The sequence below is a fragment of the Streptococcus sp. HMSC072D07 genome (genome assembly GCF_001814835.1).
GTDB lineage: Bacteria > Bacillota > Bacilli > Lactobacillales > Streptococcaceae > Streptococcus.
Window position 1 is genome coordinate 12,303 of record NZ_KV818037.1, and the last position, 16,366, is coordinate 28,668.

At 35.7% G+C, this 16,366-nt stretch carries 19 protein-coding genes; all 19 read left to right on the forward strand.

Going from position 1 to position 16,366, the window contains the following annotated elements; all coding sequences use genetic code 11:
• Nucleotides 1–58 precede the first annotated feature (58 nt).
• Nucleotides 59–253 (forward strand): helix-turn-helix domain-containing protein, encoded by a 195-nt coding sequence (locus tag HMPREF2991_RS02930; protein ID WP_070683421.1) that lies wholly within the window; start codon nucleotides 59–61, stop codon nucleotides 251–253.
• 155 nt (nucleotides 254–408) lie between these two features.
• Nucleotides 409–792 (forward strand): hypothetical protein, encoded by a 384-nt coding sequence (locus tag HMPREF2991_RS02935; RefSeq protein WP_070683423.1) that lies wholly within the window; start codon nucleotides 409–411, stop codon nucleotides 790–792.
• A 2-nt stretch (nucleotides 793–794) separates the two neighbouring features.
• Nucleotides 795–2,711, forward strand: a complete 1,917-nt coding sequence (locus HMPREF2991_RS02940; RefSeq protein ID WP_070683425.1) for an AAA family ATPase — start codon at nucleotides 795–797, stop codon at nucleotides 2,709–2,711.
• A gap of 74 nt (nucleotides 2,712–2,785) precedes the next feature.
• On the forward strand, nucleotides 2,786–3,100 hold the full coding sequence (locus HMPREF2991_RS02945) for a TrbC/VirB2 family protein (protein ID WP_070683427.1): 315 nt from the start codon (nucleotides 2,786–2,788) through the stop codon (nucleotides 3,098–3,100).
• A 3-nt stretch (nucleotides 3,101–3,103) separates the two neighbouring features.
• Nucleotides 3,104–4,252, forward strand: a complete 1,149-nt coding sequence (locus tag HMPREF2991_RS02950; protein ID WP_070683429.1) for a hypothetical protein — start codon at nucleotides 3,104–3,106, stop codon at nucleotides 4,250–4,252.
• A gap of 11 nt (nucleotides 4,253–4,263) precedes the next feature.
• Nucleotides 4,264–6,384: a pLS20_p028 family conjugation system transmembrane protein gene (locus HMPREF2991_RS02955; protein ID WP_070683431.1), complete on the forward strand. Its 2,121-nt coding sequence runs from the start codon at nucleotides 4,264–4,266 to the stop codon at nucleotides 6,382–6,384.
• Between the two features lie 121 nt (nucleotides 6,385–6,505).
• Complete coding sequence (locus HMPREF2991_RS02960) at nucleotides 6,506–7,003, forward strand: hypothetical protein (protein WP_070683433.1); 498 nt, start codon at nucleotides 6,506–6,508, stop codon at nucleotides 7,001–7,003.
• 99 nt (nucleotides 7,004–7,102) lie between these two features.
• A complete protein-coding gene (locus HMPREF2991_RS02965; protein ID WP_070683435.1) occupies nucleotides 7,103–7,795 on the forward strand; it encodes a hypothetical protein in 693 nt (230 codons plus the stop codon).
• A gap of 8 nt (nucleotides 7,796–7,803) precedes the next feature.
• Nucleotides 7,804–9,762, forward strand: coding sequence for a hypothetical protein (locus HMPREF2991_RS02970; RefSeq protein ID WP_070683437.1), 1,959 nt, complete (start codon nucleotides 7,804–7,806; stop codon nucleotides 9,760–9,762).
• An 11-nt stretch (nucleotides 9,763–9,773) separates the two neighbouring features.
• On the forward strand, nucleotides 9,774–10,475 hold the full coding sequence (locus HMPREF2991_RS02975; protein WP_070683439.1) for a hypothetical protein: 702 nt from the start codon (nucleotides 9,774–9,776) through the stop codon (nucleotides 10,473–10,475).
• Complete coding sequence (locus tag HMPREF2991_RS02980) at nucleotides 10,468–10,830, forward strand: hypothetical protein (RefSeq protein ID WP_070683441.1); 363 nt, start codon at nucleotides 10,468–10,470, stop codon at nucleotides 10,828–10,830. The genes HMPREF2991_RS02975 and HMPREF2991_RS02980 overlap by 8 nt, the downstream gene beginning before the upstream one ends.
• Nucleotides 10,831–10,833: 3 nt before the next feature.
• Nucleotides 10,834–12,186, forward strand: coding sequence for a glucosaminidase domain-containing protein (locus HMPREF2991_RS02985; RefSeq protein ID WP_070683443.1), 1,353 nt, complete (start codon nucleotides 10,834–10,836; stop codon nucleotides 12,184–12,186).
• A 121-nt stretch (nucleotides 12,187–12,307) separates the two neighbouring features.
• Complete coding sequence (locus tag HMPREF2991_RS10580) at nucleotides 12,308–12,502, forward strand: helix-turn-helix domain-containing protein (protein ID WP_218969957.1); 195 nt, start codon at nucleotides 12,308–12,310, stop codon at nucleotides 12,500–12,502.
• A gap of 19 nt (nucleotides 12,503–12,521) precedes the next feature.
• Nucleotides 12,522–12,956: a hypothetical protein gene (locus HMPREF2991_RS02990; RefSeq protein WP_070683445.1), complete on the forward strand. Its 435-nt coding sequence runs from the start codon at nucleotides 12,522–12,524 to the stop codon at nucleotides 12,954–12,956.
• A 1-nt stretch (nucleotide 12,957) separates the two neighbouring features.
• Nucleotides 12,958–13,542, forward strand: coding sequence for a hypothetical protein (locus HMPREF2991_RS02995; RefSeq protein WP_070683447.1), 585 nt, complete (start codon nucleotides 12,958–12,960; stop codon nucleotides 13,540–13,542).
• Nucleotides 13,543–13,548: 6 nt separating this feature from the next.
• Nucleotides 13,549–14,073 (forward strand): helix-turn-helix domain-containing protein, encoded by a 525-nt coding sequence (locus tag HMPREF2991_RS03000; protein WP_070683449.1) that lies wholly within the window; start codon nucleotides 13,549–13,551, stop codon nucleotides 14,071–14,073.
• A gap of 1 nt (nucleotide 14,074) precedes the next feature.
• Entirely contained in the window at nucleotides 14,075–14,845 is a 771-nt protein-coding gene (locus HMPREF2991_RS03005) for a YbbN family protein (RefSeq protein WP_070683451.1), read from the forward strand.
• Nucleotides 14,842–15,558: a hypothetical protein gene (locus tag HMPREF2991_RS03010; protein WP_070683453.1), complete on the forward strand. Its 717-nt coding sequence runs from the start codon at nucleotides 14,842–14,844 to the stop codon at nucleotides 15,556–15,558. Before HMPREF2991_RS03005 ends, HMPREF2991_RS03010 begins: the two co-directional genes overlap by 4 nt.
• A gap of 16 nt (nucleotides 15,559–15,574) precedes the next feature.
• A complete protein-coding gene (locus tag HMPREF2991_RS03015) occupies nucleotides 15,575–16,306 on the forward strand; it encodes a hypothetical protein (protein WP_070683455.1) in 732 nt (243 codons plus the stop codon).
• Nucleotides 16,307–16,366 lie beyond the last annotated feature (60 nt).

The window sequence follows — 16,366 nt, forward strand, 5'->3', positions numbered from 1 at the left end:
AGGGAGTATAATGGCTAACGTACAAGAAAAAGAAACATAAAGAAACATGGAGAAGTGTATGCGTATTAACACATCACAAGTTGAGGCAGTCTTAATGGATAAGACTGTCTCAGCCTATCGTTTAGCAAAAGAAATAGGTATCCAAGAAAGTTCTATCTCATTGTTGCGAAACGGCAAGAAAGATTTTAACAAATTAAGTCTTGAAGTTGCCATAAGGGTTCAAAAGTGGATAGACGCTGGGAATATTAAATAAGGCTGTCCTATATTTTTAGGAAGCCTATTTTTATTTTGTCTATCATAGCTTTACTATATGTAAGATAAGAGATAAAATAGTATTAAGAGGGTTTAGGAAGCTATACCCTAAACCAAACTTTGGTTACTAATATATTAGAAAGAATAGAGGAAATTATGGCTGAAGAAGAATACAAGTCTCCTGATAGTGCACTTGATGGCGACTTTACTATCCCACGGGGTTATTACTCAAAATTAAAGTATTATGGAATCAATGTCCAAAAGGGCTTTATTGTCTTTGGAGCATTTATGGTATCTATGCAGCTGCAAGATGTCATATTCCCAGCAGAACAATTCTTACAATTTGTTCTTTTTTCCATCCTTTTCACTACTTTAGTTTTCTACTTAGTGCTACCTACTAGAACAGGTGGCACGAATGCTAATGCAATCTTGTACTTCTTGACGCATCGAAACAAACAATACTTTCCTATTGATAGAGGTACCTATCCAGAATTTCATGGTGGAGTAGATAAAAAGAATAGAAAGCGATTTAGGGGGTAGAAATGTCTGACAAACAAATTACTACCAAATCCAAAACTCCATACCTTGATAGGTATACAGAGGATTTAACAGAAAAGGTTAAACAAAATATAGAGGATTTTGAAGCTTATGGACGTGAAGATGAAATCAAACAAGTGTTTGTATCTCTAGTCCGGCTACATAAGAACTCGCCAACATTAGTTGGTGAGGCAGGGGTTGGTAAAACTCATATTGTTGAGGGGGTATGTGCTTCTATTATTAGGAAGAAGAATATCCCAAAAGAATTTGAAAATGTGAGAGTACGCAATCTATCACTTAGTGCGATTTCCTCTAAAACAAAGAATGCCAATGGTGAGGAAGAAGATATTATATCTAAACTCCATCATATCATTCAGGAATTGAAAGCCTATAAAGAAGAAAATATCCTCTTTATAGATGAGGTTCATACTATCATAGGGACTGGTGCAACAGACCAATCTACTCTTGATGTGGCCAATCTTTTAAAACCAGCTTTATCTCGTGGAGATATCTACTTTATATCTGCAACTACTCATAAAGAGTTCCGCTTGATTGAAAAAGATAGTGCTATGGAGCGTCGTTTGCAACCAATCTATGTAGAAGAGCCAGACAGAGAATCTGCTATCAAGATCATGTCCAAGGTTAAAGCTAAACATGAACGCATCAGAGGGATTGAGGTGACAGATGAAGCCATTGTTGCCACAGTTGACCTATCCACGCGCTACATGGCTGATAAGAATCTTCCAGATAAATCCATTGACCTTTTAGATGAAGCAGTAGCAGCTGCTTACTTAAAGGGTTCTAAGACCATCACCTATAAAGATATTGCTCAAGTAGTTCATACTCGTAAAGGAATTGACCTTGAAATTCTTTTACAAGGAACAAAAACAGAACGGGTAGACTACGAAGCAATGATCTCTCAAGTTGTAAAGGGGCAGAGAGAAGCGGTTAAGGCGATTGCTGATATCACGTACCGTGCTAAGACTGATATGCAAAACAAAGAAAAGCCTTTAGGCTCTATCTTGTTGCTTGGAACTACTGGAGTAGGTAAGACCGAATGCGCTCGACAGACTGCACGCGCTATTTTTGGCTCAGTAGATATGATGACTCGAATTGACTGTTCTGAGTTCGATGATGAAAAAGCAGTCGCTCGACTTATTGGATATAACGGTAATGAGGGAGCATTAACAGAGAAAGTTAAGCGTAAACCCTACCAAGTGTTGCTCTTTGACGAGATTGAAAAAGGGCATCCCTCTATCCAGAACCTACTCTTACAAGTACTTGATGCTGGCCGATTGACTGACGGTAACAATAGATTAATCAGCTTCAAGAATGTTGTTATCTTCGTTACGACTAATGTAGGTCATGAAACCATTAAACAAAAATTCAGAACTCTAAATGAGGGACAGACCTTCGAAAATTTGGACCAGACAACAAGAAAGTCATTCATGGCCAATATTGACGATGATTTAAGTGTCTATTTCAGACCAGAGTTTATCAACCGTTTTGATAAAAAAGTAGTCCTGAATATGTTGACTGGGAATGTTACCCAGGAGATCATTAACTCTAAAATGGCTATCAAGGAAAAGTTTTGGGCAGAACGTGGCTTGTTTATCAAGTATATGGGTGAAGATGAAAGTGAGGCGCGTGATACATTCTATCGTTACTTACAAAATATTGGTACTGATGAATATAATGGTGCTCGGCCACTAGAAAGAACGATTGAAACTATATTGGATTATCCTATCACTAGGCAATTCTATTTTTCACGTGATAAGGGATCTACTAAGTACACCGTAGAGGTTACTCTGACAGGAAATCCTCCCGGTACTTTAATAGAGGGTAGTGAGGATGAATATACTGCCAAGTATACCGCCCAAGACCGAAGAGAAACAAGTGTGAAACTTATTCCACAAATTTAGCCTATCATAGTTTTACTTTTTGGCAATTTGAAGGTAAAATGGTATATATAAAAAGAAAAGAGGAAAACACCTTTATGAAAAATAATTTTTTCAAAAAATTGACAACTTCAGCAACACTTTTGTTGCTTTCAGCTCAAAATACACTGGTTTTTGCGGACGACAACCCATTTAAGAAAACAGGTTCAGATGTTACTAAATTCGGTGACGATTTAAAAATATTGGCTTACATTGTTGCAGCTGCACTTATTATAGTTATTGGATTTTTGTTCATGTTAGGTGATAACGCTAAACAAAAGGCTCTAAAATGGCTACCAGCTGTCATTGGAGGCTTACTCCTTATTGCCCTTGCAGCAGCAATCGTCGGATACATTAAAGGTCTCGGAGGGTAATATATGACTTCTCACATCCAATCTTTTGGGTTTAGGGGGAAAAGAAGGGTTTCAATTCAAGAACCCTTATTTCTTTACGTTGAGTGGGGGGACGTGAATCCAGACAACAACGAGGAAATAAGAGACATTATTGAAGAAATCGATCTCGACCTCTATCCAACTGACTCAAGTAAAAGTATTAAGAAAAACTTTCCTTTTCTAACCTTTCAACAAGCAGAAAGTCTATTTGGGAAATTAAAGAATAATTTTGATAATTTCACATTCAAAGGGATTGCTTTAGTTACTCAGGTCAGCAACAATAATCTGATTAGTGGTAAAGTAGTCTTTGGAGAAGGGCCAAGGATTTCACCCTTTGTTCTTGATGACGAGTACAAAAATATTCCATTAGCATTGATTTATGCAACAAGGCGGGATCCTCGTTTTGGACATTATTCTTTCGATGATTTAACCAAATATTTCTGCACTATGGAACCTAACCTAATGGACTGCTATAAGCATAGTCTAGGTTTATCTGTCACTGAACTACCTATTTATCCACCAAACAATACGATTGAGGGGGAGCTAGATAGAGAGGGAGTTAAAGGAGTGAGTGGAGTAGAACAAAGTTCTACAACCAACTATGCTAGTTCGGTAGGTCCTGGTTCTAACGGAAATTCTGAATTGTGGTATAAGTTCCTAACGGCTCTTTTTGCAATTATTTCAGTTATAGCTATTGGTTTAGGTATTCTGAACTATAATCACGCGCAAAAACAAGAAGAAAAACTTGAATACTTGTATCAGCAGCAGACTTTTACTAAGAAAGTACAAGATAACGAACATGCCATCGATGTTGTCGCAAGATACTTTGTGACATACTACTTTACTGGCAATAAAGATGCGATTGTTCCTTTCTTATCTGGTGGGGATGCTAAATTTACTCAGCCAACAAAGGCTCAAGTAGCAAGTACGATCCTTGAGAAAATCTCATTAAACGAGGACGGGGAAACTTACTTAGTTACTTATGTAGTGGGTATTCGTACAGAAAGCGGAACCCTTTCATCAGAACGAATTAGTTTTGAAATGAAGGCTGATGATAATGCTAAGTTTAAGTGGGTGGTTAAGTCAGAACCTATAAGAGAGCCATTTTCATCTACTACTGAAAAGAATAATTAGGAGGTGATTTTTTGGCTAATTACTCATTAGATGATAGTATTGATAGCAAAGGAATTGACCCTATCAGAAATTTAAAGGAATTGACAAGCTATTGGACTTCTGAGAACGGCTTTGATAAAGTTTCCGCTCCAGATAAACAGGTATGGAAAAATAATACTCTATCTACAATAAAAACAGTTCAGTTTTATGATCAGTGGAGTTTGTACCTACATGACGTGCTTCCAATTTGGCAAATGCTTTATGTTTTCCCAGCTACTATCATGAAGCTACTATACTCTTTTTCAGTATCAATAGAGGAATTATTCGATAAGATATTTATTTTATTTGGGTTATTCAATTATCTAGGTGATACTGGAACATGGATAGGTAAATTCTATTTCTGGGGCCGTTATATTGGGATGGCAATCTTTGTCGTCTTCATAATTGCACGTGTAACTTTATCCTTTATTGGTGGTTCATTTAAGTATAAAGAATTCTTCAATAATCTGATATTGGTTAGCTTTGCTTTAAATGTACTTCCAACTGCTCTTGTTGCATCTGGGAATATTATTTCTCAAGCCACAACAACGTTGAGAACACATAGTGCAACGTTGGGTTCACAAAAACAAACACTATCTTTGATGCCAATCAAAAATAATGTAGTTGACCTCCTTTATCTTATAGATGAGGATTTTGATACCAAAAAATTGGAGTATGATCCTAACACTAAGTACATTCAGAAAGACCCCGCTACACTCAACGATATAAGGGATTCCAATATTCAACAAACGAAATTTGAATCGTTTATCGGAGCGTCAACTGAGGAATTGTTGAATTATTACATCTACAAGGACCAGGATAAAAAAGAAAAAAGGACAAGTTCAGATGCTTACTATGGTGTAGCAACCATTTTGACATCATCTAAGCAAGCTGGAGAAAAAAGAAGAGACGGTTCAGAACAATATATCATTGCTGGTATTGAAGTATCAAGTATGTTCGGAGTAGACTTTTCTATATTCTCACCTGTTTATCCAAGGTATAAGGTTGACTATTTAGCTATATTCATTCAGCAGATCATGTTACTTGCTCTACTGATTGGATTGTTAATTTCAATGGTTCTGACAATATTCAAAGTTTTGTTATCATCAATAGTTGCTCCTTTTGTCGCCTATACGTCGGTAGATGATAGCACAAAATTCATGGAACTATTGCAATCTATTTTCTCTGGGATTGCAGGAATTTTCTTTGAAATAGCGATTGTTCATTTTTCTATGTGGTTCCTGAAAAATGCTCAGACTGTTGCGATTGGGAAGGCAACTCTATTCAGTAACTTAAACGGTTTAAGTAAGACCATTTTGATTATTGTCCTCTATATTGCAACCTTCTTAGGAGCGTCTCAAGGTTCTGGAGCTATTAAATCATGGTTAGGAGTGACGACCGGTGCTAAAAATGGAATGTTGACTGCTTTAGGTGCTGGTATTGGTGCTTATAAAGCTACCAAGTTTGCTGGTAATGCGGTTCTAGGTAGAAAAAACTTTGTTACTGGTAAGCGTCATGGAGGTTTAGTAGGTGCTGCTAAAAAAGGAGCGGGCTTTGCTAACAAGGCTGGACATTTTGGAACAAATGCTGCTAGACAAGCTAGTAAATTTGCCGGCAACGGTTTTGGTAAGGTAGCAGGTGGCTTTGCTAACTTACACACTGGGGCTAGAGATCATATGGACGCTTCTGGAGTTGGTTATGGTGAAGGATTAGCTAAAACGTTGGGAGAAAGAACAATCGTAGGTAGCCAAAATGCTATGACTAGTGCTAAGACAAATATGAGAACAGGTACTAGAAGGGCAATCAGGGGAGTTAAATCTGCTTACAATAAAGCGACTGCACCTGTTAGAAAAGGCTATAATAGTACTCGTTACGGTTTAACGAAGAAACGAGCTACCCCTCTTGAAGCAAATAAGAGACAAGGTAATACGATTAAGGTTCCAAGCAGAGTAATGGATGAGTACAAGGATATACTCAACCGAAACAAATCAAAACCGATTGAAAGAGGTGAAAGACCTGTAAATACCATTCACTACTCAAAAGTTAAACCATCAGACCACCAGAATACTATAACGGATCTCCCAAATCATAGTGGAGAGGTCGAGGAATTTTAAAATAAAAGGTTAGGGGAACCCTAGCCTTTTATTTTTTGCCACGAGTCTTTGCTTTTTTTTTTATTATCGTTTACAATAGAAATATAGAGAAAGAAAGTCAAATTGATTTAGGGGGAAAAATATGTTTAATGAATTCTATTTATCTTTGATTGATTATATCCAAACACTTATGTTACATCCGATTTTAAAGGGGATTGAGTTAGGTTTTTTTATCATTTTATGGCAAATTATTGGAGTTCCTGTAATGTCATTTGTTAGAAATCTAACAGAACCAATAAAAACGCGATATAATATGAAGGTTAATTATTTTGTTTTAATCTTTGGCTGCTTAATGGGATTTTTTACTTCAGTTTATTTCTTGACTGGCTTGGGTGATAAAAATGTGTATGATCGTTCATTTAGATTGATTGGTATTTTCGGAAGTGTCTGCCTATGCTTAGTTCCTATACTTCTTATTTTAGGAGTTGGCATCATTGTTCCAATCTACTCAATTACAATGGCAGTCATTAACTTTGTAGCAGGTATTCTTCCGATATTGGCAGGGATTGCAATTCTTATGCCTTTCCTATTCTTTGGAGGTATTTTATCTTTGGTAGGAGCAGTTGTAGGACGACTTTGATTTAGGACACTTTCCATAAGTGCCTTTTTTTTATCATAGCTTTACTATATGTAAGATAAGAGATAAAATAGTATTATATAAAAAATAATGGAGAGTAACATGAAAATTAAAAAATCTTCCAAAAATAAAAAGAAAACGCCTGAAATTGTTCAAGAAAAAGGTAGTTTAAATCTTATAGCGGATAATCAAAAACCACGTTATAAGTATGATAAAAATTGGGAAAATAGGACATTCCTTGATATTGTGAAAACCTCAAGTGTTAAAGCAATCTTAACTAATGTTGCAAATACCCCATTAGCTTTGAGTAATGGTTTTGGGTATATTCAAATTGTGGGAGTACAAGGAAAAGATGTCTATACTTGTTCACCATCCGAGCAAATTGAAACTATCGGAGGGTATAAGCAATATCTTGATGCAATCGACTTTGATTTTACTGAATTAACAACAAGACTTCCAACTGATACAAGACAACAAATCATTGAGAATAAGAAACAACATGAAATTGTTACACAGGAACTTTTATCCTCAGATTTGGACGAGAGAATACGAGTTCAGAAGGAACATCAGCGGGATGTCCTGGAACATAATATCAAGATTGATGAAATTATTGGACGGGAGCATTATAACACTGAATTTTTCCATATCTATCATGGTCGAACACTAGAGGAGTTGAATTATAAGACACAAGCTATAAATAATGCTTCTACTGGTTTTCGACCAAGGCAGATCTCGGCGGAGAAAAAAGAGCAGATTATTATGAATTTTAACAACCCAAATGGAAATGGAGAATAGGTAAAAAGATGTTTTTAGCAAGAAGAGCAATCAATCAATATATAAGAAAAGGATATGACCTTAATTTTATAGGAAGAGTACAACCTGATGGATTGAATTTTAAAGAGGATGATTCGTACATCAAAACAGCAGCTGGAGTATTTTCCGTTGCTTACATTGGAAACGGTGACTATCCTAAAAATAAAATGCCTCCATATTGGGCGAGTTCAATGGTTCAGATAGACGGAGTAAATGTTTTTAGGTTTTTTTCAAACAATGAAAAGGTTTCTGAAGAAGCTGACCAATCAATTTCAAACCTCAATCATTCCTCTAACCGGAAATTTACAGATGACGTGAGTAATAGTAGGGAAGTTAATTCGTTACTTGATTTAAAAGAATTTGCTGATAATAATGGTAAGGTAAAAAATGTGGGTGTTTCCTATTATATTCCTGCTGATACTCCAGAATTATTAAAACAAAAACAGAGTGATCTAAAATCTCAATTAAATGGTTATGGTGTTCATGTTAGCCAAGGCATGATGAAAACCGAGTATGATACACCTTTTATCCCTGCAAGTTATCATAGAATGCTGCCTACTAGTAGAAATCCTCAGCCAATTCCCAACGATACTTTGGCAGTTGGTTTCCCATATATCCATACAACTTTAATGGACGACCATGGTATCTTCCTAGGATTTACTCGTACTGGTGGTCCTGTATATTTTGATATGTTACATCAAGATAATGAACGTCTTTCACCTACCCTTATGATTGCAGGGATAAATAATGCTGGTAAAGGTAAATTACTTGCTAAATATTTAGATGGTTTGTTTGCCAAGGGGCATACTTTGATAAATATTGACCTATCTGGTTCTTTATCAGAATTGACACGGCGCCAGGGAGGGTTGGTATTTGATATTACCGATGGAGAAAGCAACTACCATATTAACCCTCTACAAATTATGGCAACACGTATTTCAGAAGAAACGTTAATAACTGACCAAATCCGAAGCTATAAGGTTCATTGTAACAAGTTAAAGGTGCTGGCTAGTATCAAAGATCCAAGTCTTACCCAAAGTGATTTTAATAATCTCAAGGAAACTACCGATGAATTATATGCCACTTTTGACTTATGGAAATTAAGTGAAGCAGAGCAAAAAAATAGTCTCCTACATCTTACTAATTCTACATGGGAAGATTATCCTCTTTTGAGTAACCTAGTTGATGCTTTAGATGCGGATTGGCGAAGAGAGCGCAGCAGAGGAGAAGCAGGACGTTCAAAAGCTGAAAGTTATGAGAGATTGGTATCTGCTTTTCGAGCCATACTTAACGATTACCGTTACATGAATAAAACGTCAGATTTTGTTGAAATAGAAGGTGAAAAGGTAGTTACATTCAATTTATCTGGTATTGATGATAAGGCTTTGCTTCACATTGTACTTTACCAAATACTTAGTCTAGCATCAGCTGAATCAGTTAAGAATGGTATCAAGAATAGATTGGAAGCGGATAGTAGAGATATTGAAGAAATACCAAATCATGTGATTATTACCATTACTGGTGCAGATAAGTTGTTTGAACCTACTTACGCACATTCTCTTACTTTCCTAGCAGAAATGATTGAAGAGATCACTAAAAATGACTCTGGAATTATTTTGGAGGTATCTTCTCTTGACAAAATCCTTTCCTCTGCTGAATCTGATGACTTTTCACCATATGTACTAGCATCAAGGAGAGTCTTTGCTCAGATGCGTAACCGTATCTTAACTCAACAAGAAGTCATGGTGATCCCTAAAATTGCAAAAAGTTTTGGTGATATAACGCAGTCAGAATTAGATGGACTTCGTTATCTTCAAAATGAACAGTTTTTCTTGAATATATCTGGGGTTGCTAACTACTCATTTGGAATGCAATTATCAGATAGACCAGATATTGATTACTACGGTTTGCCTTACGCCGAAACCGCTAGATATGCTAGAATGCGTTAAAAAGGAGAAATATGGTAACAGTTATTGAATTGTATTATAAGCTGCAAAAAAAAATCCATAATGTTAGAACACTACATTTTTTAAATCTCTTATCGATAGCAGTGCAGGTGGGCTTCTTATCTGGAAGTTTCATGGCTTATTCCTTCCATATCTCAGAATTAGTTGATAGATATGGAAAGGAGATTGTCTTACTTGGCTTTATGCCTTATGTATTTTTTGGAATTGTAACAGTAGTACTCATGTTTATTTTAGGTAAGAAGGACTCTATCCTTCTAACTCTTTTACTGGTATTTTTACCTACGGCTTTATTAACAGAATCCGGAATGAATGCGATACTATTTCTTGCTATTGCCTTTACAATTAGAAAGATTGAACAAGGGCATCGTAAGATGATTGTTAGTGCAATTTCTGGATTTTCTGAGAAGTATTCTCCTCTTTATGAAAAACGACTTGCAAACAAGGCAAAGTATAAGGAATATAACCAAGCCTACTCTATTTTAGAGTTCTTTGATGTAGAGGATTTCATCTTGATTGATGAAAAGGACGAAAAATATACATATAAGAAACTAGGTATTTATGAACGTAGATTGACAAGAACCTTTAAAATCAAGGGGGTTTGGGGGAAAGTAACAGTCATGGACGACCTCTTTATTGCACCTCAAAGACGCTCAATCTTGACAAAAATAAGGAAAGGGGTTCGTTATTTTGGTTAAAGATAAATATTCAGAGGAACTAGAAGATGAGTTTTCTAGTAGTGATTATGCTGAATACTATAACGAGTATTATAGCGACTTAGACGAGCAAGAAATTGAACGTACTAATAAGAAAAGGTCCGGTCTATTTTCTCGAAGTAAAATGTATATTGATGATGTAAGAACAGAAATTACCGATGAAATCAATGGTACTATTGAACTACAAAAAGAATACTATCAGCAATCTGACAATGATGTATTATATCATCAACAGATAAGTAGAAATAAATTTTTTTATCGTCAATTAGCAAAACTCTTTGTAACTGGGGTGATCCTTATTGGTATCTTGTATCTATTTTTACTAATAGGGAGATAGTACATGAAGAAAATACTAAAAAAGAAGTTGATTATTTTAGGGACGGTAGTAGTATCAACCCTACTCTTCTTTTCACTTGCTCTTATAGTTGTTGTATCTATCTTCTCAGCTGCAGCATCCTCTCATGCTAAACGAGCGCAAGATTGTGGAACAACAAAAACAACTACAAGCGAAACGAATGCTTCTGAAACTTCCTCTTTCGACCAGAATATCGACAAGTTTATAAGCGAACATGAGGAAGCCTATATCCTATCTTGGAAAGCAGGTGGTTATCTCCCTTCTTTTTCTATCGCTCAGACTCATGTTGAGTATGGATTTAACTTTACTAATCCATCTGGAACTAGCTTTTGGATGGCCCATAATATGGGAGGGGTTAAAACTGGAGGAAGCCTAGACAATTTCCCTATCACATTGGAAACCTATGGTAAGGATGCAGTTGACCTTTCTGGAACACGCCCAGGTACAAATGTCGGAGACTTTACAGGTGGGAACTATGCCTGGTTTAAATCGTATGATGCAGGTATTGTTGCAAAGTCTGAATTTATGGCCCACCAGACTCTTTACAAGGGAGCTATAAACAATACTGATCCTAAATCAATATCTAAAGCTATCGCTCAAGGGGGGTGGGCAAGCGACCCAGTAGCTTATGAAGCTTCTCTAAATAATGCATATGATACTGTAGGAGCGAAGTACAAATGGTTGGATGAGAAAGCCATTAAGAAATATGGTAAGTCGCCTTTTGTTGAAGTAGGGCCTATCCAGCCATCAGATAGCCTTGGAGTAACTACTAAACCGAAAAAGATAGATAAATGTGGTAAGCGTAGGAAAACCTCAGACGGAACAGGAAAAGTTCCTAGTGGAGTTCAAGTAGATGGAATTGGGTGGCCACCATCATCATTACCTATTGAGTTGAGAGAGTATATTATTGATCCAAAAGAACTTGGTTTAGAATATGATAGTTCCACTGGTTGGGTAGAAAGATCTGGGGAATGTGTTGACCTTACTGTTAGTCTAGGGAATATCCTTTGGGGTCATTCTGGTACTGTTATAGGGGATGGTAAAGACCAAGCTGCGGCCTGGGCGAATATCTTTGGAAATACTACGACTAAGAATGCTAAAAAAGGGGCGATTTTCTCTAGTATGGAAGAGGCAACTTATGGACATACTGGAATTGTATGCCATGTGTTTGAAGATGGTACTTTCCTAGTTGTTGAACAGAATTATTCTGTGAGTGGAAAAGCAATCGGTAAACCTAATACATATAGTTACCGCCTTATTAGTAGTAGTGCAAGTGAAAGAAATGGTTTTTCTTTCGCATACGGGAATGAATCAAACCTTAAATTGACAAAACAATAAAAACAGTGACAAAATCACTGCTTTTTATTTATATTGTAGTGCTTTACCGTTATTGCATTTGCATTTATATCGCTAAAGCGTTATAATAAAGGAGTAATCATAGTGAAAGGGTGAAATAATAGTGGTAGAGATCACTTTAAAAGAAACACTATCGGAACGTAACATAACACAATCAGAGCTATCTAAAATGGCTGGGATTAGACCAAACACGGTATCATCTTTATTGAATGGTAGCACGCGCATCGAGTTTGAGACGATTGATAAGATTGCTAAAGCATTAGATACGGATGATATAAGGGACATTATCTCTTTGTAGAGAAAGGAAGGAAAAGGATATGAGTATTTTTGATGATTATGATGTACCTGTAAAAGATGAACTTGATGGGCTTCCACTTGAAGAGCGTATCGAGATTAGAAAAGCGGAAATCCTAAAGGAAAAAGCGGAGAAAGAAAGAAAAAAAGAAGAGAAGATGCAGGTCGCAATAAAAGCCAAGCAAGACAAGACGTATAAAATTTATACCTCAAAAATTGAGCGCATGATTAAGTGGATGATTGGGTTATCATTATTTTTTGTGGTATCCGTTGGGTATATGAATTATAAAGATTACTTTATACATACACTCCAAGGAGGCCTAACTATTGCAGGTCAGACTAAAGACTTAGGGAAAGCGATTGTTGAGTTTATTTTCTCAATAGCTATGTGTTTCTTAGCACCTGCCTTACTTACATTTTTTATTGTTGACCTATCAGAAGAAAAAGAGGAGAAATAAAATGTCTAAATTGAAAATCTTATTAACTTTTTTGTTATCAGTTGGAGCTGTAACTACCATAACTATTGTCTATATTCAGAATGTGAATAAAACAAATCAAGAACAATCGCAAGTACAAGAATCATCTAAGGAAGAGAAAAAGCCGTCCGAGGAAAGCACTGAAAGAGTCGTAATTACTGAAGATGATAGAAACTACAATAAAGCCTTATCATCTATTGAAATGCCAGGTCATAGGGCAGACAAAAATATTGAGAAAGAAGTCAAAGAGGCATTTAAAGTTGTTATCAAGGAATGTAAAACAGCTAATATCTTAGAGATTGATTACTCAATAGAGAAGCATCTTAAAATGGCTAAACAGGATATGATAATGACTTTTGCAGTTTCTTTTCAACAGAATGGTTATGATGTCGATGTCAACAATATAGAGGTTTACGAATCGAAATCAACAGATGTTGTTCAATTTATTGTTAAATCAACTAAAAAGGATTCTGATAGCATTTTCTGGACTGGAAACTATAATACAACCGCTCATCAAGTTAGTATTTCTCACTATTATGGCGGTCATGTAGGAAAGGCTTTTGGGTAAAAAACTATGGCTATCTTATATTTATATCGGTCACTAATTGTCAAAGAGACAGAAAAGGCAATGCTGGTCCGTTTTCCTAAAAAAAGTAAATATAACTACATGGCGACATGGATACCGAAAAAACGCATCACAGTCATTGCTAGTGAGGACGGAGAGGATTTTTATAAGCTAGATGTTAAACCATTCTATACTTATGAATTACATTCTTTGAACAGTTCTCATGAAAGTGCACTCGTGATCACTGCTGAACAATTTATCGAGGTTTTCAAAGGGGTAGATAGCTATACTCGGAAGGAGTTGGATATTCAACCAAGTAATGAGCAGGGCGAACTGGATTTTATTTCTCTAAAAGCTATACGTGCTTTGCTCTTTGATAAAGACTTAGATAGCGCACAGTTGGCGCGTGATACTGGAATCTCACGTCAAACGATTATCTCTTTGAATAAGAAGGAAAGACCATTATCTAACGTGAAATTGGAAACCCTTATTAAGTTGCATGGGTACATACAATTAAAAGGACGAAAGAAGTAGTATGACGAAAAAAGACCGAGATTTTTTGAAAGACCTATATCTAATATATCTGTTTGTTATGGTTTGTACTGGAATAATTCTAACCAATCTATTTATCACCATTGGATATAAGGTTGTTTACCATATGTCACCATCTGGAATTTTAATCTGGATCATTCTATCTATTCTTTTGTCACCCCTAGTAGTTTATACAAAAGGAATGAAGCAGATAACAGAACATTTTATGTTGTCTAGCTGGCGCATAATCTTATTCTTTTCTTTACCCGTAGTGATTTCTTTGATTTTGGGTATGGTGGTAGCTAATCAAGAAAAGAGGGAAAATGTTTCTGAATATGGTATCGGGATCTCATTGATTAGTTACCAAAATACAACATTTAAGCCACTTACCCAGGAACAAACTATGTTAGTTTCTGAAAAGTTAGATGCAGCAGCAGAGAAAGCAGAACTAATTGCTGAAGAGGGGAATGGATATTATGTATTCTATAAATCGACGTGCCCTTACTGTAAGGTCGGATTAACTTCGTTGCTAGAAAAACTACCAGAAGAAAGAAAACAAAACCTTTTATTTATCGACTTAAATACTACCGATGCTAAAAAAATTGCTGACTCGTTTGGAGTTGATAAGGCAGGTACAGTTGTTTCTGTTGTAAAAGATAAAGAGACAGGAAACTATAAAATAATGAAAGATACAATCGCTTTTGATGACGAAAAAGGGGATATAGTAGCTAATAATCAGCTCATAGATAAAATGGTAACAAAGGAGGAAGTATGAACCTAGCTTTACTAATTCTACAATACTTCCTATTTAGCTTTATTTTATTCTGCATCAGAGTTTCTGCTCTAATATATCGTTACCGTCAGTCAATCATTCAACATGAATTTCAGTTTAGCCAGATAACGTATTTACTAATCTGGGCAGTTCGTTGGGTAGTGTTACCTTTAACTTTCTTAGGTATTATATCTGAAATCGTTACTACTCAAAATTTTTGGTTGATCATAGTTCTTATTGGTGGCTATATTATTCCATTCTTCTTTTTCTTAGGAAAGAAACCAAAGAATCTGTTTTTGTCAGCAATAGATGATTACTTCTACACGCGCAGAACACGTTTATTTGATAGCTGCCCTCATTGTAAAGAATGCAAGGTTTTCTACTGCAATCTCTATGAGGTTGAACCCACTGACATGGTTATAGGAGAGCAGCTTGATGATAACTGCTATTATCTTCTTAATAAAGAGGGCCAACTATTCACTTTAGGTTTCCTCTTTGATAGTGATAGCCCTGCTCTAGCATTTATAGAAGAACCTCAAAGGTTTAACACTTTTATCAATCAGTATTTCCCTTTGATAGAGCCATATCAATCATTAGATAATTTGATGGTATTTGATGATGTTGTCCTATGGCAAGAACCTAACCTTTACTGCTCTAACTGCCATAATCAAGTGAATCAGTCACCAATATTTTATGGGAAAACAATCTTGAAATAAAGAAAGGAAATGTCTCATGGTTTATACAGGAATGCCGTATTCTAGTTGGAAAAGACAGTCGCGAACTATTGAAGAACTGGAGCATATTTTTTTGGAAAAAGAGTCAATGAAGCGAGAAAGAGAAAATGAGTTCATTCAGGAATGTATAGAGCGAGATCTAGAATTTGCAAAGAAACGCTATCAGACAACTGGAAATATTACTTATAGTATTCCTGTTAATGATTTGCCAAAGGATTTCAATAATCTTGAAGTAAATCTTGAAGTAAATCTGTATAACCTCATTCATTATGTTTATTCTAATGATGAACTTAGATTTTTTTATAAGACATCTAAAATCAGCTTCATCTCAAATTTAACGGATGTTCTTAACATCTCTGAAGAGATTGCATTAAAGATCCATTCTTTATTGTTGGACGAAGACTATATTATAAAATCACTTCATGAAAGTTGGTTTAGATTATGTGAAGTCAATGAGAGAAACAGACTACTCAATAGTAAATATGGTTCTTATGATCCCTTTTATAAGACGGTTAGCAATTCCCTCTTGGCGAAAATTGAAAAGTTAAAATCGAAAAGTAGCTTTATAAAAAACTGGAGGAATAATCGTTTTTGGAAAAAGAAAGGATTATCTCGGGAAAGTATTTCAAAATTGTACTCACTTGTAAGTTTTTTCTACCTAGAAAATGATTGGGATAGGATTGCTTATCAAAAATTATTTGGTATCCAGACACGAGGAGATAACAGGTAATGAATGGATGAAAATTATTTACTTTATAAATAATAAATGAATAGAAATGATTTATTTGTC